Annotated in this window: 12 protein-coding genes; 7 read left to right on the forward strand and 5 right to left on the reverse strand. The window is 57.6% G+C overall.

Features of this window, described 5'->3' with window-relative positions:
• Positions 1 to 352 precede the first annotated feature (352 nt).
• Both Q1A20_RS10300 and Q1A20_RS10305 read left to right on the forward strand, forming a co-directional pair.
• Positions 353 to 2,329 carry a tetratricopeptide repeat protein gene (locus Q1A20_RS10300; RefSeq protein ID WP_299916890.1) on the forward strand — a complete coding sequence of 659 codons (1,977 nt, stop codon included), beginning with the start codon at positions 353 to 355 and terminating at the stop codon, positions 2,327 to 2,329.
• A gap of 89 nt (positions 2,330 to 2,418) precedes the next feature.
• On the forward strand, positions 2,419 to 3,927 hold the full coding sequence (locus Q1A20_RS10305) for an IgGFc-binding protein (RefSeq protein WP_299916891.1): 1,509 nt from the start codon (positions 2,419 to 2,421) through the stop codon (positions 3,925 to 3,927).
• Between the two features lie 133 nt (positions 3,928 to 4,060).
• Here the strand turns inward: Q1A20_RS10305 and Q1A20_RS10310 are convergent, their stop codons facing one another.
• Positions 4,061 to 5,341, reverse strand: a complete 1,281-nt coding sequence (locus Q1A20_RS10310; protein WP_299916892.1) for a CAP domain-containing protein — start codon at positions 5,339 to 5,341, stop codon at positions 4,061 to 4,063.
• Between the two features lie 340 nt (positions 5,342 to 5,681).
• On the opposite strand from Q1A20_RS10310, the gene Q1A20_RS10315 reads away from it, so the two are divergent.
• Positions 5,682 to 6,560 carry a 1-acyl-sn-glycerol-3-phosphate acyltransferase gene (locus Q1A20_RS10315; protein WP_299407250.1) on the forward strand — a complete coding sequence of 293 codons (879 nt, stop codon included), beginning with the start codon at positions 5,682 to 5,684 and terminating at the stop codon, positions 6,558 to 6,560.
• A gap of 106 nt (positions 6,561 to 6,666) precedes the next feature.
• On the opposite strand, the gene Q1A20_RS10320 is transcribed toward Q1A20_RS10315, so the two are convergent.
• Positions 6,667 to 7,641: an endonuclease/exonuclease/phosphatase family protein gene (locus Q1A20_RS10320; RefSeq protein WP_299407252.1), complete on the reverse strand. Its 975-nt coding sequence runs from the start codon at positions 7,639 to 7,641 to the stop codon at positions 6,667 to 6,669.
• A gap of 485 nt (positions 7,642 to 8,126) precedes the next feature.
• Between Q1A20_RS10320 and Q1A20_RS10325 the strand changes: the two genes are divergently transcribed.
• The 3 genes from Q1A20_RS10325 (at position 8,127) to Q1A20_RS10335 (ending at position 12,803) form a co-directional block, all read left to right on the forward strand.
• Positions 8,127 to 9,767 (forward strand): di-heme-cytochrome C peroxidase, encoded by a 1,641-nt coding sequence (locus tag Q1A20_RS10325; protein ID WP_299407255.1) that lies wholly within the window; start codon positions 8,127 to 8,129, stop codon positions 9,765 to 9,767.
• A 383-nt stretch (positions 9,768 to 10,150) separates the two neighbouring features.
• Positions 10,151 to 11,839, forward strand: coding sequence for a calcium-binding protein (locus tag Q1A20_RS10330; RefSeq protein WP_299407258.1), 1,689 nt, complete (start codon positions 10,151 to 10,153; stop codon positions 11,837 to 11,839).
• A gap of 82 nt (positions 11,840 to 11,921) precedes the next feature.
• Positions 11,922 to 12,803, forward strand: coding sequence for an oxygenase MpaB family protein (locus Q1A20_RS10335; RefSeq protein ID WP_299407260.1), 882 nt, complete (start codon positions 11,922 to 11,924; stop codon positions 12,801 to 12,803).
• A gap of 120 nt (positions 12,804 to 12,923) precedes the next feature.
• Here the strand turns inward: Q1A20_RS10335 and Q1A20_RS10340 are convergent, their stop codons facing one another.
• Positions 12,924 to 13,916, reverse strand: coding sequence for an MBL fold metallo-hydrolase (locus tag Q1A20_RS10340; RefSeq protein WP_298973097.1), 993 nt, complete (start codon positions 13,914 to 13,916; stop codon positions 12,924 to 12,926).
• Between the two features lie 120 nt (positions 13,917 to 14,036).
• Entirely contained in the window at positions 14,037 to 14,996 is a 960-nt protein-coding gene (locus Q1A20_RS10345; RefSeq protein ID WP_299407263.1) for a LuxR C-terminal-related transcriptional regulator, read from the reverse strand.
• Positions 14,997 to 15,156: 160 nt separating this feature from the next.
• Between Q1A20_RS10345 and Q1A20_RS10350 the strand changes: the two genes are divergently transcribed.
• Entirely contained in the window at positions 15,157 to 16,227 is a 1,071-nt protein-coding gene (locus Q1A20_RS10350) for a glycerophosphodiester phosphodiesterase family protein (protein ID WP_299916893.1), read from the forward strand.
• 220 nt (positions 16,228 to 16,447) lie between these two features.
• On the opposite strand, the gene Q1A20_RS10355 is transcribed toward Q1A20_RS10350, so the two are convergent.
• Positions 16,448 to 17,530 carry a PLP-dependent cysteine synthase family protein gene (locus tag Q1A20_RS10355; protein ID WP_299407269.1) on the reverse strand — a complete coding sequence of 361 codons (1,083 nt, stop codon included), beginning with the start codon at positions 17,528 to 17,530 and terminating at the stop codon, positions 16,448 to 16,450.
• Positions 17,531 to 17,658 lie beyond the last annotated feature (128 nt).

The following is a 17,658-nucleotide window of genomic DNA, read 5'->3' on the forward strand; positions in this document are numbered from 1 at the left end:
CATCAAATTGGGCGGCGTTCCCGACCGCGTCGCAAACCGCTTGCCGATATCGCTGGCAACTACAGTCAGCTTGGCGACATTTTGGTAGTCGGATTGAACGGTTTTGCCGCTATCAAAAGTGTTCAGGATCGCAGAGTGTCGCGTTACGAATTACCCTAAATCGTTAGTCGCCCGTTGACGACCAGCCAAACCTTAGGCTTTCTGTAGCTCGTATTTTATTCTAGTCTGAAACGAGATCGACGCTTCAAATAAAACAGACGTACCCCTTCGCCTGTTGAATTCGGAAACATTTAAAGCCGGATTCGAGAAGGGAGTTTGAATTTTAAAATTGAATTGAAAAGGGTTGCCAATTATGGGCTCTGGTGCTGATTTTCTCATCCTTTCCCGCATCCGTGGAAAACTTACTGGCCTGCTGTTGGCCGCGCTCTTTCTGCCCTCGGCGACGCTGGGCGCAACGCTGGATGACGTCACTGATCCCGAAACGGTGTTTGGGAGTGGCGGTTTTACAGGCGGTGATACGCTTTCCATCGGACCAGGCAAATCTGGTGGGTGGGGTGGTTTGCGCACGCCGCTTGATTTGGAAACGCAACTGCTGCGTCGGATTGAAGCGACACCTTCAGATACCGATTTGCTCAAAAACCTCGCGTTGCTCTACGTTCGCACCGGTCGGTTGGAGGCGGCGCGAACAACGCTCAAGGAAGTGCACGCACTGGAACCCGGTGATACCGCCGTCGCAATCGACATTGCCAGATTGGCGCGTACGACCGACGGTACCGCTGCCGCCCGGGCGGTGCTGGAAGGCTTCAAAAGGGACGCCGATGATAGGTTCCCATACAGGCTTGCGCTCATCCAATTGGACTATGATACAGGAGCGCTGGCCTCGGCTCGGCGCGGGCTTGAAGGGATGCTTGCAGAGGATCTGCCGCAAGCGCGGGCACATAGCCTAAAGTTGCTTTTTGCGCGTTACCTGCTGGCGGAGAATGAAACCGAAGCGGCGCGGGCACAGATCGAAACCGTACTCGAGACCAAACCGCAGGACCCGGATGCGCTGGCCTTTCGTGCATTTTTCAGGCTCAAAAATCTCGATCTCGACGGCGCTCAGTCTGATATCGCAACCGGGCTTGCCACAGAGCCCGCAAATACCTCGCTTCTGCGTCTCGCGGCGCGTGCTGATTGGCGTGCGGGTCAGCACGCACTAGCGGTAGAGCATCTGCTCGCGGCGGTGAGCGCTTCGGACTACCAGACAGATATCGTCCTGGATGCTGTCGATGTGCTGGAGGAAACGGCACAGCGCGAAGAGGCGCTGCGGCAGATCGGGATCGCGATAAAGCGCCATCCGGCGTCGGCGCAACTGGTTGCCCGGCTCGGTACGCTGCGGCTCGCCGCCGAGGACTGGGACGGCGCGGAACGTGCCGCCGCAGCGCTCCGACAATTCGGAACGCCGCAGGCTGTGGGAGATTCCGAAAAGATCCGTCTCGCGGTGCTGCGCGGACGCGGCCAGGCGGAAGCGGCGCAGTCTTTGCTGAGCCAGCTCGCGGCGAGCGGGTCGGATCTCGGAGCGATTGCGGAGGTAGTCAACACACATCTTGCCCAGGATGAGCGCGGGGCAGCAATGGACTACGTCGCTGGTCTCCTGGAAAAGGCTCCTGAAAATCCAGCTCTACTGCTCATGAATGCCTCTCTGAATGAGATGGCCGGGAATACTGGTTTCGCCGAGGCAGGTTATCGCGCGGTGGTCCAAAAGATACCCGCGAGCCCAATCGCACACATCGCCCTTGCCCAGCACCTGATGCGCGAGGGCCGACCAACCGAGGCCGAAGCGGCAATTCGCGCGGGGTTGGCGCAGCGGCCCGAAGACCCATCACTCAAGATGCCACTGGTCGAGATATTGCTGCGGCGTCGAGAGATCGAGCCTGCATTACAGAACATGGAGGAGCTGGTGCGTGCCTATCCTGACAATGCCCTTGTGGCTAACAACTACGTGGCGCTGGTCACCGATTACGCAGTCGAGGATGCCGCGCGGCTGGAGCTAGCGACCTCGGTTGCCGGACAGCTGAAATCGTCGCCGATCCCTCAGCTGCGCGATACCTATGGCTGGCTGTTGCACAAGCGTGGCGACCACCAGGCCGCCAAAGCGGTGTTGACAGCCGTGCTTGAGGAGATCCCTGAAGATGCCTGGGCCAACTATCACCTCGGCATGGTACAGGTCTCTCTGGGCGAAGATGACGATGCGATTGTCCATCTGCGGCGCGCCCTGGCGACGACGGATGCTTCCTTTGATAAGACCGATGTTGTGGTCGCCACACTTGGCTCGCTCGAAGGACAATAGCTGGGCAACGGCGAAATAGTTTCCGGGAATGGTTAATGATTTCTTGACCTGATTTTCTACGGAAGGCATTCTGTTGACGTTGCGGAAGGATGAATTTTAATTCCGGAAGTCGACAAAAGTCATTGAGAGCGATTGGTTTTTCAGAATTTTTTGTGTGGGAGAGAAGTTACTCGCTCTCCATTTTAAAGGATGAATTTATGTCTACACGATCTCGCAGTTTGGCGAGTCTGGCCTGCGCATCTTTAGCACTATTGCTGTCTTCGGCAGCCGCGCATGCTTCATTTATCGCCAACTTTCACCAAAACTTCGACGACACGAACACGAACACGGTTTTCATCTTTGGTGCTCAGGGGACCGAAGGCACGGTTTCCGGCAACGATGGTTTCAACCAGAACTTCACAATCGACAACACGGGCGTGTTTTCTCTGGGACTCGGGACTGCCGGTCGTGCGATGTCGCAGAACGGGGTTGTTAACAACCTGTCTCTGCTGGTAGAATCGGTCGACCCGATCAGTGGCTTGGCGCTTAACCGACGCAATTTCTCTACTGACATGACAACTTTGATCGACATCGCTGGATTGAGTTCGGAGTATCGCGTACTATCGATTGGCGGTGGGGATGACGGCGGTTCGCAGATGTCGGTTACGGCGACTGAAGACAATACTACCGTAACCATCACTGCGCCGGTTGTGATCGACGGAAATGTGGCTGACACGCCCTTTCAAGTCGTCCTGGACAAGGGTGAATCGGTTTTCTACGAAACAGCAGTGGGTGAAGATCTTAGCGGCTCTCTCGTATCTGCGAACAAGGATGTCGCAGTTTTCGCTGGTGCAAAATGTGCTGACGTACCCTCCAATGTCAGTGCGTGCGACCATCTGGTTCAACAGCAATTTGGTACAGAAAACTTCGATACCGAATTTCTACTCGTGGAGACACCCTTTGCAGGGTCAGATCAAGATCTGGTGCGTGTGATCGCCGCCGAAGACAACACCGAAGTATTTGTGGATGGCGTCTCTCAGGGCACGATCGATAGCGGTGAAGTGCTTCAGATCGACAGTGTCGGAAATGCCAAGGTTACCTCCGACAAGCCTGTGAGCGTGGGCCAGTTCATGCGCGGCCAGAGTGGTTCCCGCACAGTTGGCGACCCCGCATTCGCGCTTATTCCAAGTATCGATCAACTCCTAGACACCTACGCATTCACCACGCCAGTGGGTAGCGAATCCTTCTCGCAAAACCAACTCAACATCGCCATTGCTGCTTCGGATGCGGGATCGCTCGAACTGGATGGAGCGCTGGTGGACACGACTGGCTTTACGCTATCGAATGGCATTCTCTACGGCAGCATTGACGTTTCCGTCGGGTCGGGCATCATTTCCGCCGAGAACCCGTTTTTGGCGACGCTGTCCGGCTTTGATAGCTTCGACAGCTACCTGACGCCGATCGCCTCTGCGTTCTCGCCCGGCGTCTCGCCTCCACCGCCACCGCCGCCAAACCCGACAGAAGTCGTGCCGCTGCCGGCATCAGCGCTGTTGCTGCTTGGTGGCTTCGGTGTCATGGGCGCGTTGCGTCGCCGCAAGTCGCACCGCGCCGTCAGCTGATCGGTCGCGCGCTGCATCAAGCCCCCCAGCCGCAGGATTGGCTGGGCGGTGTTTTCATCTCGAGAACAAACCGCGCGATAGAAAAAGGCTCTGAAACTTTGGCCACCCAAGTGCCAAAACCTGTTTTGCTGCCTCAGGCGATCAGGTCGTAGGTGCCCAGATCCGCGGTCAAAACGCCAATCGTCTCCGGGATATGCGTGGTCTCAGCATCGCTGGAGGTCTCCTCGTCTACCCAAATCCGGGAACGGGCACCCATGGCATCGTAGCGTATATTCGCCGCATCACCGCCGTTGCTGGTCTGCATCTGGGCGAACAATGCCTGGTCTGAATCGTGCGTGATGACCTTGGCTTGATCCGTCACCCCATTGACTTTTCGGGACCAGATGTCGCCAGATCTCCCACCTTCGATTGCGATCCAGTCGAATTTTTCGACCACATGCTGACCCTTCGCCTCTTCTTCCTGCACGCGGAATTTGAAGCTGTCCGAATCTACCAGATCGACCCGGCTGGCGACCGTATCGCTGCCGCGATTTGACGTCACCTGTGTGAAAACCAGAGGCTGGCTGTCGAAATCGTCCCCCAGATTGATCTGCTTCTCTTTGTGATCAGCCGAGCCGGACCCGGCAACAATCGTGCGACCACCAGACAGCTGATGTGTGCCTTCGCTGACGGCCATCCAGCTGATCGTTTCGGTGGTGTGACGCCCGTCGAGATATTCCCATTCCTCCATTCGGAACTCAAACCCGGTATCGGTCACCTTCTGGACGCGGATGGTGACGGGATCGCTGCCTTCGCTGCTGACAGGCCCCATAACGACAACGGCGTCTTCGATTTTCTGGTCGAACTTAACCTTGTGCCAGATCTGAGGAGATGACTGCGAGACCGTCTCAGAGCCGATCTCAAGGGTACCGCTGGACGGATTTGGCGGTGTCGGTCCCGGTGGTGTTGATCCGCGGCTGTCGAGCTCCAGCGGGGCGGCGGTGCGGGCAAAATTCTGCGTGACAAAAAGCCCGTCCCACCCCTGATAGTCTCCGCGTTCAATGCCAATGCCGATCACATCCAGGTTCGGGTTCAAAATATTGGCGCGGTGGCCGGGGCTGTTCATCAGGGACTCGTGCAAATTCACCACGTCATCCGACAGCCCCGGTTGTCCGCGCACGCTCTGCCACGCGATGTTCTCTGCTGAGCGCCAACTGCCGGCAAATTCAAAATCCGCATCGCGCATCCGCTCGGTGGGGGACGATCCGCCCGCCCCGGTGTGACTGAAGCGGTCCGTTTCTATCATCCAGTCGCTGTGATCTTCGGCGGCGTCATTGAGACGGAGTTCCAGCCGCAGCAGATCCAGATCAAGTAAACTGCGTTCGGCGTTGATCAGATCCAGCATCTGCCATTCGAGGGGGCTTGCTTTTGACATGGTGTTTCAGACTTTTCTGTTATTTGCGATGAGAGAGGCGACAGCGCCGCGTAGCACGACGGGAATGGTCGCGCATATACAGCGGGCACGGAGGCGCAGAATGTCGCGCAAAGCCGGGGAAAATCGCGCATGGCGGGGAAAGTTGCCGAGAAAACGGCAAACCTCTGCCGAGCGCAAGCGCATTTACATCAGGCCGTCCAACGGAAGTAATCTGATCTGCTGCACCTTCAAAACTTGGCTTTGACGCGCCTGGTGCGTGACGTTTAGCGAAAGCAAACCGGATCAACCGGCCCGGCAAACTGTCATCTCAGTGTCGCGTCCCTGTGCAAACACATCGGGTATGAAAGAGCGTCTCGAGCCGTTGATTGCCGAACGTGCACCGTGGCTGGTGGCACCCAAGCTCCTGCCAAGGTCTGCGCGATATGCGCTCGACAAGATTTTAAGCTATGACGCCGCAGTGTCCCTGGCCGATGATTTGGCTGATGAGGCTGCAGGGGACGTCATGGATATAGTCGCTGCGCGCTTGGCAAAGAACATCCAGATCACAGGGTTGGAACACGTTCCGTCAAAGGGGTCTGCCCTGATCGTCGCCAATCACCCGACCGGCATCGGCGACGGGATCATGCTGTGGCATGTATTGTCGCGCATTCGCTCCGATATATTCTTCTACGCGAACTCCGATATCCTGCGTGTCCTGCCTCAGATGCACGACCTGATCGCGCCAGTGGAATGGCGTCATGACAAGCGGACTCACACGAAAACCCGGGAGACGATGCTGTACACCCGGTCAGCCTTCGATGCGGGCAAGCTGGGTGTCATATTCCCATCAGGTCGGCTTGCTAAGCGTCGCGGGTTGACGCTCCATGAGAGGCCGTGGATGACGTCTGCCGCGACATTGGCCCGGAAATTCGAATTGCCGGTGGTGCCGATCAACATTCAGGCGCGGAACTCCGGTATTTTCTATCTGTTCGACCTGATCCACCCAACGTTACGCGATATCACTCTGTTCCATGAAACGCTCAACAAGGCGCATCAGCCTTTCCGCATCGCCATCGGACGGCCTATTTTTCCTGCGTCCCTGCCTGTGGAGGCGGATAAGGCCACCGAAGCAATCAGGTATGCCACGTTGGATGCAGGAAATCCCCGCGTGACCGGGCGACCCGTTTCAAAAACGGCGAAGCTGCATTGGATCAGAACGCTATCGCAGCGGCTGATTTGAACGTTCATCGTAAGTCGCTCAAAATCGGCCATGAGTGTATTTCGATGACACCGCGTCGCGTCTCGCGAAATGTAAAGCCCAGGGTCGCGGTGCTGAAACCATAGCGCTAATCCTTGGCTGCAGTGACTTGTGCAAAAATGCATTCATGATCCGAAAGGGGACTTTTGTCCGGTGCAAGGGCTGGCAAGATCACCCCAGCCTCGCCATGCATCCCGCGATGGCAAAACCAATCCAGCTTCCTTTCCCGTATCGGGTGGGGTGTGATCCTGCTTGGCCGCGTTGTTGTTCCATCCGGCGTCAGCGACCATCTAAACCCGCGATGGCGCGCGAGGTCGAACAGGGTTTCATCCTGCCAGTTGTAGTCTGGGGGTATGTGATTGCCGGTGTTCAGATCGCCACCAATCAGGATCGGCATGTCGCCGCAAAACGCCTCGAGCTCGGTCAACAGCCGGTCGAATTCAAGGTGACGGTGGGCGGCGTCTGCATTGCTTTCCAGATGCGTGGACACGAAACACATTGGTCCGCCGATGCTGGGAATGATGCCCGCCACGGCGATGCGCCCGCCAATGCGGGGTTGTTTCGGATCAACCGCGCCTGTTTCGGCGAACCAGTGGCCGGTTCGATCCAATCGGATCAGTGCCAAGGCTTCAAATCGCGCGGAAGATAGAATTGCGTTACCATGCCAGCCGTGCGCGTTGAAGTCGTCGCGGCAAAACACGCGTTCCGCGGCACCGCCCAAGTCCATTTCATAAAACTCGACGCCGTATGCATAGTGCATGCCCAAGGCTTCCGCCACGTCGGCGGTGGTGTCGCGCTGGGCGGTACGGGCCATGCCACTGTCCATCTCGCTGAGCAGAACCACATGTGGCCCATGTGGCCGCAGCATTTCGGCGCTTTCTTTGGGGAAGAGGCATCTTTCAACATTCCAGGCGGCCACATTGACTACATGCGGCAACTGCGGCGCGCTGCCGGTGCCCCCTACCTGCAAGGACGTCATCGCCGGGATTTCCCGCAACAACGCAGCATGCGCCTCCGACGTCTTTGGAGCCGTCAGAATCCTGGCCCTTTGAGCGTCAGTCACGTCTGGCAACTTTGCAACCAGGTTTATCACAGCCGTTTCCCTTCGCTTTTTATCAGAGAAATTGACTTCAAGGGCGTCGCCAATGCCTAGCTTGCCTCGACGACCTTGGAAAGCGTCAACACTGTTCTGGTTGCCAACCCGTATGGCCGCAGCGGTGGAGACGATGGCCGGTGTCTCACCTTCATCGTTCGGGCGCGGACACCCTGCGGTTTAAGCCTGGCGCCGGGTCTTGTCGCTTCGGGAAAGGTCTCGGCAGCGCTCATGAGGTCACTTTGTGCACATGTCCCAAGATGTCGAGGGGTCGATCTTCGCGCAACGTGAACAGGATCACTGACCGCAGGGCAAGAACGGTCCAATCATTCGAAGACCCTGCAATACGGCAGAGATCTGTTTTCGACCGGAACACCGCACGCTGGGCCACAACGCGGCGCGCTTTGATCACGCTTTCCACGCCGATTTTTAATGTTTTACACAGAGAGTTTTTAATGCATTTCTTGATATTTGCCACGGCCCTGATCGCCGTTTTGATTGCCGCAGCCTTTGCGAGGTCGCCCGCCGGGCCGATCATCTATCTCGAACAGGGATGGACCAAGACTTTACGCGAGAATTTTTACTTCACGCCGCAGGGCTCTCATATGATGCCCGCGGATTGGTTTGAAGCATTGGAACAGCCCGAAGGTCAGGGGCGGTTTGGCGACCCGGCCTATCTGCAACGCTTTGGGTTTATCGCTCCCGAAACTCCGTTTGGGACCAACAGCAACGGGTACCCAATCGGGTTTGCCGTGGAGGAAGCGACGGGTCAGATTGGGCTAACCTGTGCTGCGTGCCATACTGCCAATGTAGAGGTGGCAGGACAGACGCTCCGTGTGGATGGGGCACCGGCACACCTTGATTTCGACAGTTTTTATCAAGACCTGGCGCGTGCTGTGTCACGGACGCTTCTGGATCCCGAAAAGTTCTCGCGGTTCGTCGCGGCGCTTGGGCTTGCATCTGACGAAGATGTGGCGGCGCTCCGGTCTGAACTGGCCGCGTTTGATCTGAGGCTTACCGGGGATGCCGCGCTACGTCGGCCCGTGCTTGCATCGGGCTTTGGCCGTGTCGACGCGTTAACGCAGATCGTCAATGCGCTGGCTGTGCGGGATCAGGAAAAGCCTGCAAACTTGTTCCCGGTCGCGGCGCCCACCAGCTATCCGGCACTGTGGCTCACGCCTGAGCTGGAATTTGTGCAATGGAATCCAATCGCGGCGAGCCCGATTGCTCGCAACGGTGGTCAGGTTCTGGGCGTCTTCGGGCAGACCAACCTGGCGCATGATGCAGGTGAGGACGCTTTTCGCTCCTCGATGCTGTTGCCGCAGCTCAAGGATCTGGAAAAATGGCTGCAAATGCTGGAACCGCCGCGCTGGGATGAAGCACTTATGGGGGCTATCGATGCGGACCTTGCCGCCGAGGGTGCGGAGCTTTTCCGCGATAACTGCAAGGCCTGTCACAACATGGCGCCTTATGCGCGGACCGATCCCTCTGAAAACCATTTCGGCGAGACGTTCATCAAGATCGGGCGCGTGGATTTCCGCAAGGTTGGCACCGACAGCGCCTATTCGACCAGCCTCTTGACCCGCCGGATTGAAACCAACGAAACAACCGCGCCGCTCTTTGAGGGCGAAGAGATCGTGCCCGCGTTCTCATTCTTCGGCGGTATGGTTGGCGCGGCAGTCAGGCGTGCGATCGAAGACGCGGGCTTTACGCCTAAGGAGAGCGTGGCGCTGAGCGGCTTCAAGTTCAGAACCGGGGACGACGGGCAGCCGGTGCCGTACCAGCCACCAAGCTTCACCGACCTTAAGGCAAGTCCGCTTGCGGGTGTCTGGGCGACAGGCCCCTATCTGCACAATGGATCGGTGCCCACGATCTACGAACTGCTGTCACCTGTAGAGGAGCGTCGCAGGGTCTTCTGGACCGGTGGTCGGGCGCTTGACCTGCGTAATCTCGGGTATGAAAGTGATAAAGCGCCGGGGCGTTTTCGCTTTGACACGAGCCTGCAGGGCAACCGAAATATCGGTCATCTCTATACGCCCGGAGGGTTTACGCCTGCGGAACGCATGGCGGTCATTGAGTATTTGAAAACCCAGTGACCCTGGCCGAGAAATGCAGCGTACATGATAGGTGTTCGGTCTGATGTTTGCCGCGCTTTGTGGCATCGGCCGCGCATCTATCGAGCGGACCAGATTGGGGGCTAACACCCGCTTTTAGTCTCTAGCGATGAACCAGCCGCGCAAAAACAACGGTAGCACGGCGCGATTACAACGCTGCTGACAACGCTCGCTACAACGGTCACCTGCGACACTGTGTGAATGCGCAGCATATCCCTGGCTGTGGCGAGCCTGCTCAATGTCTGCATGACGTCGGGCAGGCTCGTGGCTGCCGGTCTGCGTATTGAGTTTGCCTGTTCCACCGTTTGCCTGATTTGCTCAGGTGAAAGGTGCTATATCGTTAAATATTTCAAAAGGTTAACTAAATGACTTCCACCCCAGAGATCTCGACCGGAGCCTTCGTCAGCAATACCACCAGCGGTGCGACGAACCCCAAAACCGTTACGCTCTCGGACGGCAGGCTGCTCGTCACCTATGCGACATTTGTGGGAGGCGGACCGGGCTTTGACGTCCGTGGTCAACTTTTCACCAAGGACGGCGAAAAGATCGGGGATGAGCTTCTGTTCGGCTTTTCACGGTTCATCGACGAACGGGCATTCGACATTACGGCGATTGAGGGCAACCGGGTCGCAATTATTGTCGAAACCCAAAAAGGCAGCGACGACATCGAGATTGACTCGCGTCTTTTCAGGGTCAACGAAACCAGCGTCACCTTGGTAGATGCGGGAACTGCGAGTTCGGTCCAGGGGATCGCGCGCAATTCGATCTTCAGCCCAACGATCACCGAAGGGATCGGCAATGAGGATGATTACAGAATCTTCTTCGGACAGCAGCGCGCAGGCATCGAATCTATTCAGGTTGGCGGTCTCAAAAACGGCGTGGATACCTCCAACGAACGGCTCACGTTTTTCAAGGGTAACGTCGACGCGGAACTTGTCTCGGCCACTGCGCGGGACGGCAGAACCATCCTCGTCATGGATCGGGATGGCAACGATGGCAGGGACGATGACGGTTTGCTCTTCGTGTCTTTCAACGGCACCCGCGAGAGGAACATTGGCAATAGCGACGCGGTGGTGGTCGACCCGGCGGTCGCATCACTCAAGAGCGGGAGTTTTGTCGTCGCCTGGACCGAACGGGACCGGGGGGCTGATATCAAGTTTCAGATTTTCAGCACCGACGGCAGAATCGCGTCAAACGAATTTACGACCGGGTTGCAGACCAGCGGTGACAACAACAGTGAGCCAGCAATTGCGCCGCTGGAGGATGGTGGCTTCATCATCTTTTACGACAGGATCGGCAGCATCAAGGATCGCGAAAAACCGCAGGTGCGCGGCCAGCGTTTTGACAGCGAAGGCAATGAGGTTGGTGAGGATTTCCTGGTCGCCAGAGACAAGGCGCTCGAGATCGAAGCGACCCTGATCGACGGTGGGCGGGTGGCCGTCGCCTACGACATCGCTGGCGGTACGACAAAGACCGTCATTATTGACAGTCAACCCGAGGTGGATTTTGGCACCATCGGCAACGACGTGATAAACGGCACCAATGCGGCGGATGTGATTTTTGGCCTTCTGGGGGATGATCGGCTTTCAGGCGGGAGCGGCAATGATACCATCTTGGGCGGTCAAGGCGACGACACCCTGTTCGGGCGCAATGGCAAAGACACCCTTAACGGGGGCGACGGTGACGACACCATCTTTGGCAATGCCGGTGACGACATCCTCCGGGGCGACGATGGTGATGATGAAATCTTTGGCGCCGATGGCGATGACATCATCGAAGGTGGATCTGGCAGGGACAAACTCACCGGGGGCGGCGGTGCCGACACGTTTGTCATCAGCAATGACGAGGAGGAGATTGATATTCTTGATTTCAGGTTCAATGACCGGATCCATTTCAGGGATCTGCAACCCGATGTCAGTTTTGCCCAGCTATTGGTAAACAATGTGACGCAGGTGGGCAGGGACGTGGTGATCAATGATGTCGGGGATACGAACGTCATCATCAGGAACGTCGATATCGAAGATCTGAGCGAAGAAGACTTCTTGTTTGGGTGATCCATGCCGACACCTGAGCAGCAACGCAGAGTTGCGCGCAGAAGTTTTTTCACTGCACTGTATTCGTTGAGGCCATTTGAAAATGATGAAACACACCAACGAAAAACCGACGCCGGTTTGGCGCCTGCGTCCGCCTGTGAACGACCGTATTGCAGCGCTCGATCCCGAGGCGAATTACGAGGAAATCGCGCGTCTGCTTTATGCCTATGAGTTTTCCTGGGACATCGAGCGCGCGCTCGAATTTGCCCTGTTCCGGACCTATGCGGTGCCGTCCATCTCGGGGCTCCTGGCGAAGACCCGCGAATTCGAATTGCGCACCCGCAAGCGGTACGACGATACCGAACTCATCCTCGCAGAGACCATCGAGCATGGGCAGGACAGCCGACGCGGGACGCGGGCAATCGCCCGGATGAACGCCATGCACGGGCGTTTCAAGATCGACAACGCAGACATGCTTTATGTCCTGTCGACCTTTATCTGCGAGCCGATCCGCTGGCTTGACCGTTTTGGCAGCCGTTGCATGACCGCAAAAGAAAAACGCGCCTGGTTTCTGTACTATCGCGCGTTGGGCGCGCGCATGGGGATCAAGGATGTGCCCGAAAACCTGGATGAAATCATGGGGTTCAACGAAACCTATGAGGCCGCGCATTTCCGCTTTGCGGACACGAACCGGCGGATCGCAGAGAAGACGCGCGACCTGCTGCTTGGCTTCTACCTGCCGCGCTGGTTGATCTGGGCCGGTCGGCCCGCGGTCTATGCATTTCTTGATCATCCCTTGCGCGAGAGTATGGGTTTTCCGGCAGCCCCCGGCTGGCTCCGACGCCTGCTGATGGCGGTGCTTTCGCTGCGTGCCCGCGTGTTGCGGCTGCTCCCGGCACGCCGCAAACCGCGCCGGTTGACGCGGGTGCCGCGCCCCACCTATCCGGATGGCTACCGGATTGAGGAGCTCGGCACCTTTCGCTAGGGAAAGCCGGAAGCGCAGGCGCTTTTCGTAAGGCCGGAAGCGGGGCTTCAGCGCCGTTGTGCAACATGCGCACCGATGTGCAACCTGGCTTTTCTCGGTCTTTGACGGCCGTGTCGGAGGCTATGCCGTCATGGCGTTATGGCCAAAATACATGAACTCACCCGCCATCTCCGTGACATCGCCCGCATTCAAAGACAGGCTGGCACTGTCCAGCATCTTGTAGCTCTTCTGCGCTTTCACCCATTCCTCCGCGTCCTGAAGCGTGGTCAGCGTGTAGCTGGTCGTCTCATTCAGGTAGTGGGTCGGAATGATCACTTTCGGTTTGAGACGGGACACGATGTCGTCGCCTTGTCCATAGCTGAGAATATGCTGCGAGCCGTCCACCGGCAGGGTGAGAACGTCGATCTCGCCGATGGCATCCCAAAACTCTTGCGGCGGATTGTGGCGATTGTCGCCCCATATCAGGGTACGAATGCCACCGGTCTCGATCACATAAACGACCATGTCCATATGGCTGACATTGTTGGGCGGGCAGGCCTCCACACCGAATTCGGCCAAGGCATTTGTCCAGTCATACCACCCCGGTGCGACACAGGCGTGTTTGTCCGCAAAACCGGTGATCTTGATGTCGGCGAATTCAAAATTGCCCACCATCCGGTCGAGCACCATCGTGGAAACCGGGCGATGTATTGCGTCGTGGTCGAAATGCGTATGCGTGGACATGCAAATGTCGACCGGCGTTTCGGGGAATTCGTTTTTGAACCACAACCCCCAGGCGCCGGACGGATCGTCACGCCATGGGTCAAACAGAACCGTTGCGCCAGAGGGTGAGGTGAACTTGAGCGCGCAGTGACCGTAAAAATCGATCCCCATGTCGCCCTCAACGGCGTTTCCGGTGGTCTTTTGCAGTTCGATCACACCGTTGTTGTTGCCCGGCTGCGTCCAATCGGTCGATTGTGCCCGCGCGGAGGTGCTGCTGAGCATGGCGGCGGCGCTGCTCACACCTGTGGCACCGGCCGCCATGAAAAAGGATCTGCGCGAAAGCCCGGGCGCCAGATCGTCTTTTTCGCCGTTTTTGAAGGTGGGTGTTAAGTTGAGATCTTCTTTGTCCATGATGTTTTTCCCTGTCCTGTTATCGTTCCGAGCGTCGCCCGGTGCCAGAACGCTACCAATCTGGTGTCGTGCATCAGCTATTGAAAAAACATGGGGAAACTATGGGGATGACCCCCATGGTTATTGAATGGACCGCAAGGCGCTGCGTAGGTTTCGACCGCTTTTGCGCAGGCCAAGCTTTTTGCGGATGTTGTTGCGGTGGTACTCGATCGTGCTTGGTTCGCGGGACAGGGTGCGGGCGATATCTTTGGTGGTCTGTCCTCGGATGATCATCTGGGCGATGTCTTGTTCCGAGGGCGTCAGACCTTCGAGCACGGAGGTCAACTGGCCAGACATGGAGGAGGTGATCGACTTCAGATTATCCTCGATCATTTCGAGATACGCGCGCGCGGCCGCATCCGCTTCCACCCGGCCACGCAGCTTCGCCACATTCGGAATGACCAGACCTTTGATCTGGCGTAAAATCTGCGCGCCATAGTCTTCTCGGGACTGCTCGATATTCGACAGCAGAACGCGCAGGGCGGTATTGGCCTCCTCCAGCTCGGAGGTGCGCGCGCTCACACGGGCTTCGAGCTGATCCAACGTTGCTTGCAACTCGGCTTCCAATTGGGTGCGCTGTTCGATTTCGGTCAGTAGTTTCAGGTCCGCCTCTATGACGCGGGAAAATTCCCGGAGCCCTTCATAAAACTGCAGCGCAGCGGTATTTCGGCGCGTGTCCAGCACGCAGATTGTCCCAAAAACGGCACCGTCTGGCCAATGCAGCGGAAAGCCTGCGTAAAAGCGCATCCCGTGTTCTAGATCGTCATTGTCCGACCAGTCGGGATCACAGGTCGCATCCTCGACCAGCAACTCGCCCTCCTTCAGCACGCCGTAGCAGTAAAGCTTTTCGTTCAGCGTAAAGCGCAGGCCGACCTGATAGGGGTGGTCCTGACCGTGATTGCTGACAAATACGGAATGATGCGGCGCATCCGTGCGCATCACGAGGCTGGCCGGTACGTCGGCCAGCTTGGCGATGAGGTTAACGATCCTCTGCCAGTTCGCGATGGTCTGGTCCGGAATGACGGGCTTTTGATGTGTCATCTTGCGACAAGCATAGGTGCCCAACTGGCCGAAAGATAGCGGGGCGATGACCACGGCCAAAAGGCTTCATGAAGACGTCATCTTATTGCGACCGGACCGACATCTACCCTGTCTACGGTCGGGCGGAATTGACCACTGTTTCCGATGGAGTGAGGACACTATGACAAGACCCAACTACCTATCCGCCACCGTTTTGTGCATTGCCAGCCTGATGGCGATACCGGCCCAGGCCGCGACGCTCAGCTCGCCCTATAACACGCTGAAGGGTGACGCACCGCTGGTGATCGGCCATCGTGGCGCACCGGCTTACCTGCCGGAAAACAGCATTGGCGGCAATGAGCTTGCGGCGGAAATGGGCTCCGATTTCATCGAGACCGATGTGATGATGACCAAAGACAACCTGCTCATCGCCATGCACGACACCACGCTGGAGCGGACGACCGATGTGGCGGCGTTTTATGCACCGCGCAACGGGGGGTATGCCGTGAGCGACTTCACCTATGACGAGTTGAAGGTGCTGACCGTCAAACCAACCGGGACGGGGGACGAAACCTATCCTGGATTTACCCCATCCGGCGATGATCCCTACCGGATACCGACATTTGCCGACATGCTGGATGCGCTCACCGCCTATAACGACGCGAATGGCACAAGTGTTGGCATGCTGACCGAAGGCAAATACAGCGACAATATCGAGACCAGCCGCGCGGTGATCCAGACGCTGATCGAAAAGGGATACGACACCCCGGGAAAATCCGTTGTTCAATCGTTCGATTTTGACAATGTCGGCGACTATGCGGACCTGCTTGAGGCGGCGGGTGTCGAGATGGGGGTGGCACAGCTTGGCATTGGCTGGCCGCTGGATGATGGCACCCTGGGCGTTTTGAGCTTCGGTGGTGCTTTTGGCACCTTGTCAGAGCTTTCGTCCTATACGGATACTGTTGCACTTGGGTTTGGTACCATCACGGAAGAGCTGATCGCGGCGGCCCATGGCGAAGGGCTCAGCGTCTACGGTTGGACCTTCCGGCCCGAAGATCTGGAGGATGCGTTCGATCTTGCCAAGCCGTTTCTGGATTGGGGGCTGGATGGTTTCATCACTGACAATCCCGATTATCTGCGTCTTGCGATTGATGGCTACGGAAGTGAGTTGGCATCGGTTCCCCTGCCGGCAGGGCTGCCGCTTTTGCTTGTGGGATTGTTTGGATTGGCGGGTTTGAAACGTCGAACCTGACTTGTCGCGACAAGATCCGAAAGGAGACGCATAAGGGTTTCATGCGATGCAGCGGCGCCCTTGTAGGTTATGCGCTCAACGGGCGTGGAAATTGCACGCCCGTTGAGGTCAAATCCAGACCATTGTCACTTGGTGATGACAACCTTCGCATAGTCACCACGATCTCTTGAGCCGCCCTGTCACCCCGCAGCGCCTCAGGCTCAGCTGCCGTGCATTTGCCTTAGCCCATCTGATAGCCGGGCGTTGACTTGGATATCGCCGTTTCGTCGTCGTCCATGTCTTCCGCAATGCCTTCAAACATCGGCGTCGACAGATAGCGTTCGCCAGTGTCGGGCAGCATACATAAGATCACTGCACCCTCCGGCGCGGTTTTTGCGATTTCCTGCGAGACCGCAAAGGTTGACCCGCCGGAGATGCCGGTCAGAATACCTTCCTGACTGGCCAGTTTCTGCGCCCATGCAATGCCGTCGGGACCGGCAACCGGCAGCAGCTGATCATAGCAGTCTTTGTCCAGCCCTTCCTGCAACACCGCCGGAATGAAATCCGGCGTCCAGCCTTGTATCGGATGAGGCTCAAACGCCGAGTGGCTGACCGCAGGCGCACCATTCTCGCCCCGCTCTTGCACAATGCCGCTGCCGACAAGCTGCGCATTGGCCGGTTCGGTCAGGATGATCTTGGTCTCGGGACGCTCCTTGCGCAGCACCCGCGCCAGCCCGGTGACCGTGCCGCCGGTGCCATAACCGGTCACGATGTAGTCGAGCCGTTTTCCCTCGAAATCGCCGAGGATTTCCTGGGCGGTGGTCGCCTCATGCATGTCCGCATTCGCCGATGTTTCAAACTGGCAGGCCAGAAACCAACCATTGGCCTCGGCCAGTTCGACGGCCTTGCGGTACATGCCAAACCCCTTTTCCGCGCGTGGTGTCAGCACCACCTTTGCGCCCAGCATCCGCATCAGCTTGCGCCGCTCAACCGAAAAGCTGTCGGCCATTGTCACAACCAAAGGGTAGCCTTTCTGGGCGCAGACCATTGCGAGACCGATGCCGGTGTTGCCGGAGGTCGCCTCAACCACGGTCTGTCCAGGCTTGAGGGTGCCGGCCCGCTCGGCCGCTTCGATGATGTTCAGCGCCAGCCGATCCTTGACAGAGGCCGCAGGGTTGAAAAACTCTGCCTTGACATAGAGCTCAACGCCCGCTGGGGCGAGGTTGTTGATCCGGATCGTGGGCGTGTTGCCGACGGTATCGAGCACCGAAGAGTATAACTTGCCCTGACCTGTTGTACGGCGGATGGAGGAAGGGGTTGTCATAGATCTTTCCTTTCAAGTTTTGTGCGGTGCGTCCGGCGCAAGCGCCATATGTCGGTCCGGTTCACGTATCTTTTCAGCCGCCCATGCGACCCATCTGAGGGGGGCAGTAAGAATAGATTTTTCCGACA

It is taken from the genome of uncultured Roseobacter sp. (assembly GCF_947501835.1).
Lineage (GTDB): Bacteria > Pseudomonadota > Alphaproteobacteria > Rhodobacterales > Rhodobacteraceae > Roseobacter.

Excerpts from the sequence above, each read along its gene's own strand:
- Q1A20_RS10300 (WP_299916890.1), top strand. The coding sequence starts at position 353 with ATGGGCTCTGGTGCTGATTTTCTCATCCTTTCCCGCATCCGTGGAAAA.
- Q1A20_RS10305 (WP_299916891.1), top strand. The coding sequence starts at position 2,419 with ATGAATTTTAATTCCGGAAGTCGACAAAAGTCATTGAGAGCGATTGGT.
- Q1A20_RS10310 (WP_299916892.1), bottom strand. The coding sequence starts at position 5,341 with ATGTCAAAAGCAAGCCCCCTCGAATGGCAGATGCTGGATCTGATCAAC.
- Q1A20_RS10315 (WP_299407250.1), top strand. The coding sequence starts at position 5,682 with ATGAAAGAGCGTCTCGAGCCGTTGATTGCCGAACGTGCACCGTGGCTG.
- Q1A20_RS10325 (WP_299407255.1), top strand. The coding sequence starts at position 8,127 with ATGCATTTCTTGATATTTGCCACGGCCCTGATCGCCGTTTTGATTGCC.
- Q1A20_RS10330 (WP_299407258.1), top strand. The coding sequence starts at position 10,151 with ATGACTTCCACCCCAGAGATCTCGACCGGAGCCTTCGTCAGCAATACC.
- Q1A20_RS10335 (WP_299407260.1), top strand. The coding sequence starts at position 11,922 with ATGATGAAACACACCAACGAAAAACCGACGCCGGTTTGGCGCCTGCGT.
- Q1A20_RS10340 (WP_298973097.1), bottom strand. The coding sequence starts at position 13,916 with ATGGACAAAGAAGATCTCAACTTAACACCCACCTTCAAAAACGGCGAA.
- Q1A20_RS10345 (WP_299407263.1), bottom strand. The coding sequence starts at position 14,996 with ATGACACATCAAAAGCCCGTCATTCCGGACCAGACCATCGCGAACTGG.
- Q1A20_RS10350 (WP_299916893.1), top strand. The coding sequence starts at position 15,157 with ATGACAAGACCCAACTACCTATCCGCCACCGTTTTGTGCATTGCCAGC.
- Q1A20_RS10355 (WP_299407269.1), bottom strand. The coding sequence starts at position 17,530 with ATGACAACCCCTTCCTCCATCCGCCGTACAACAGGTCAGGGCAAGTTA.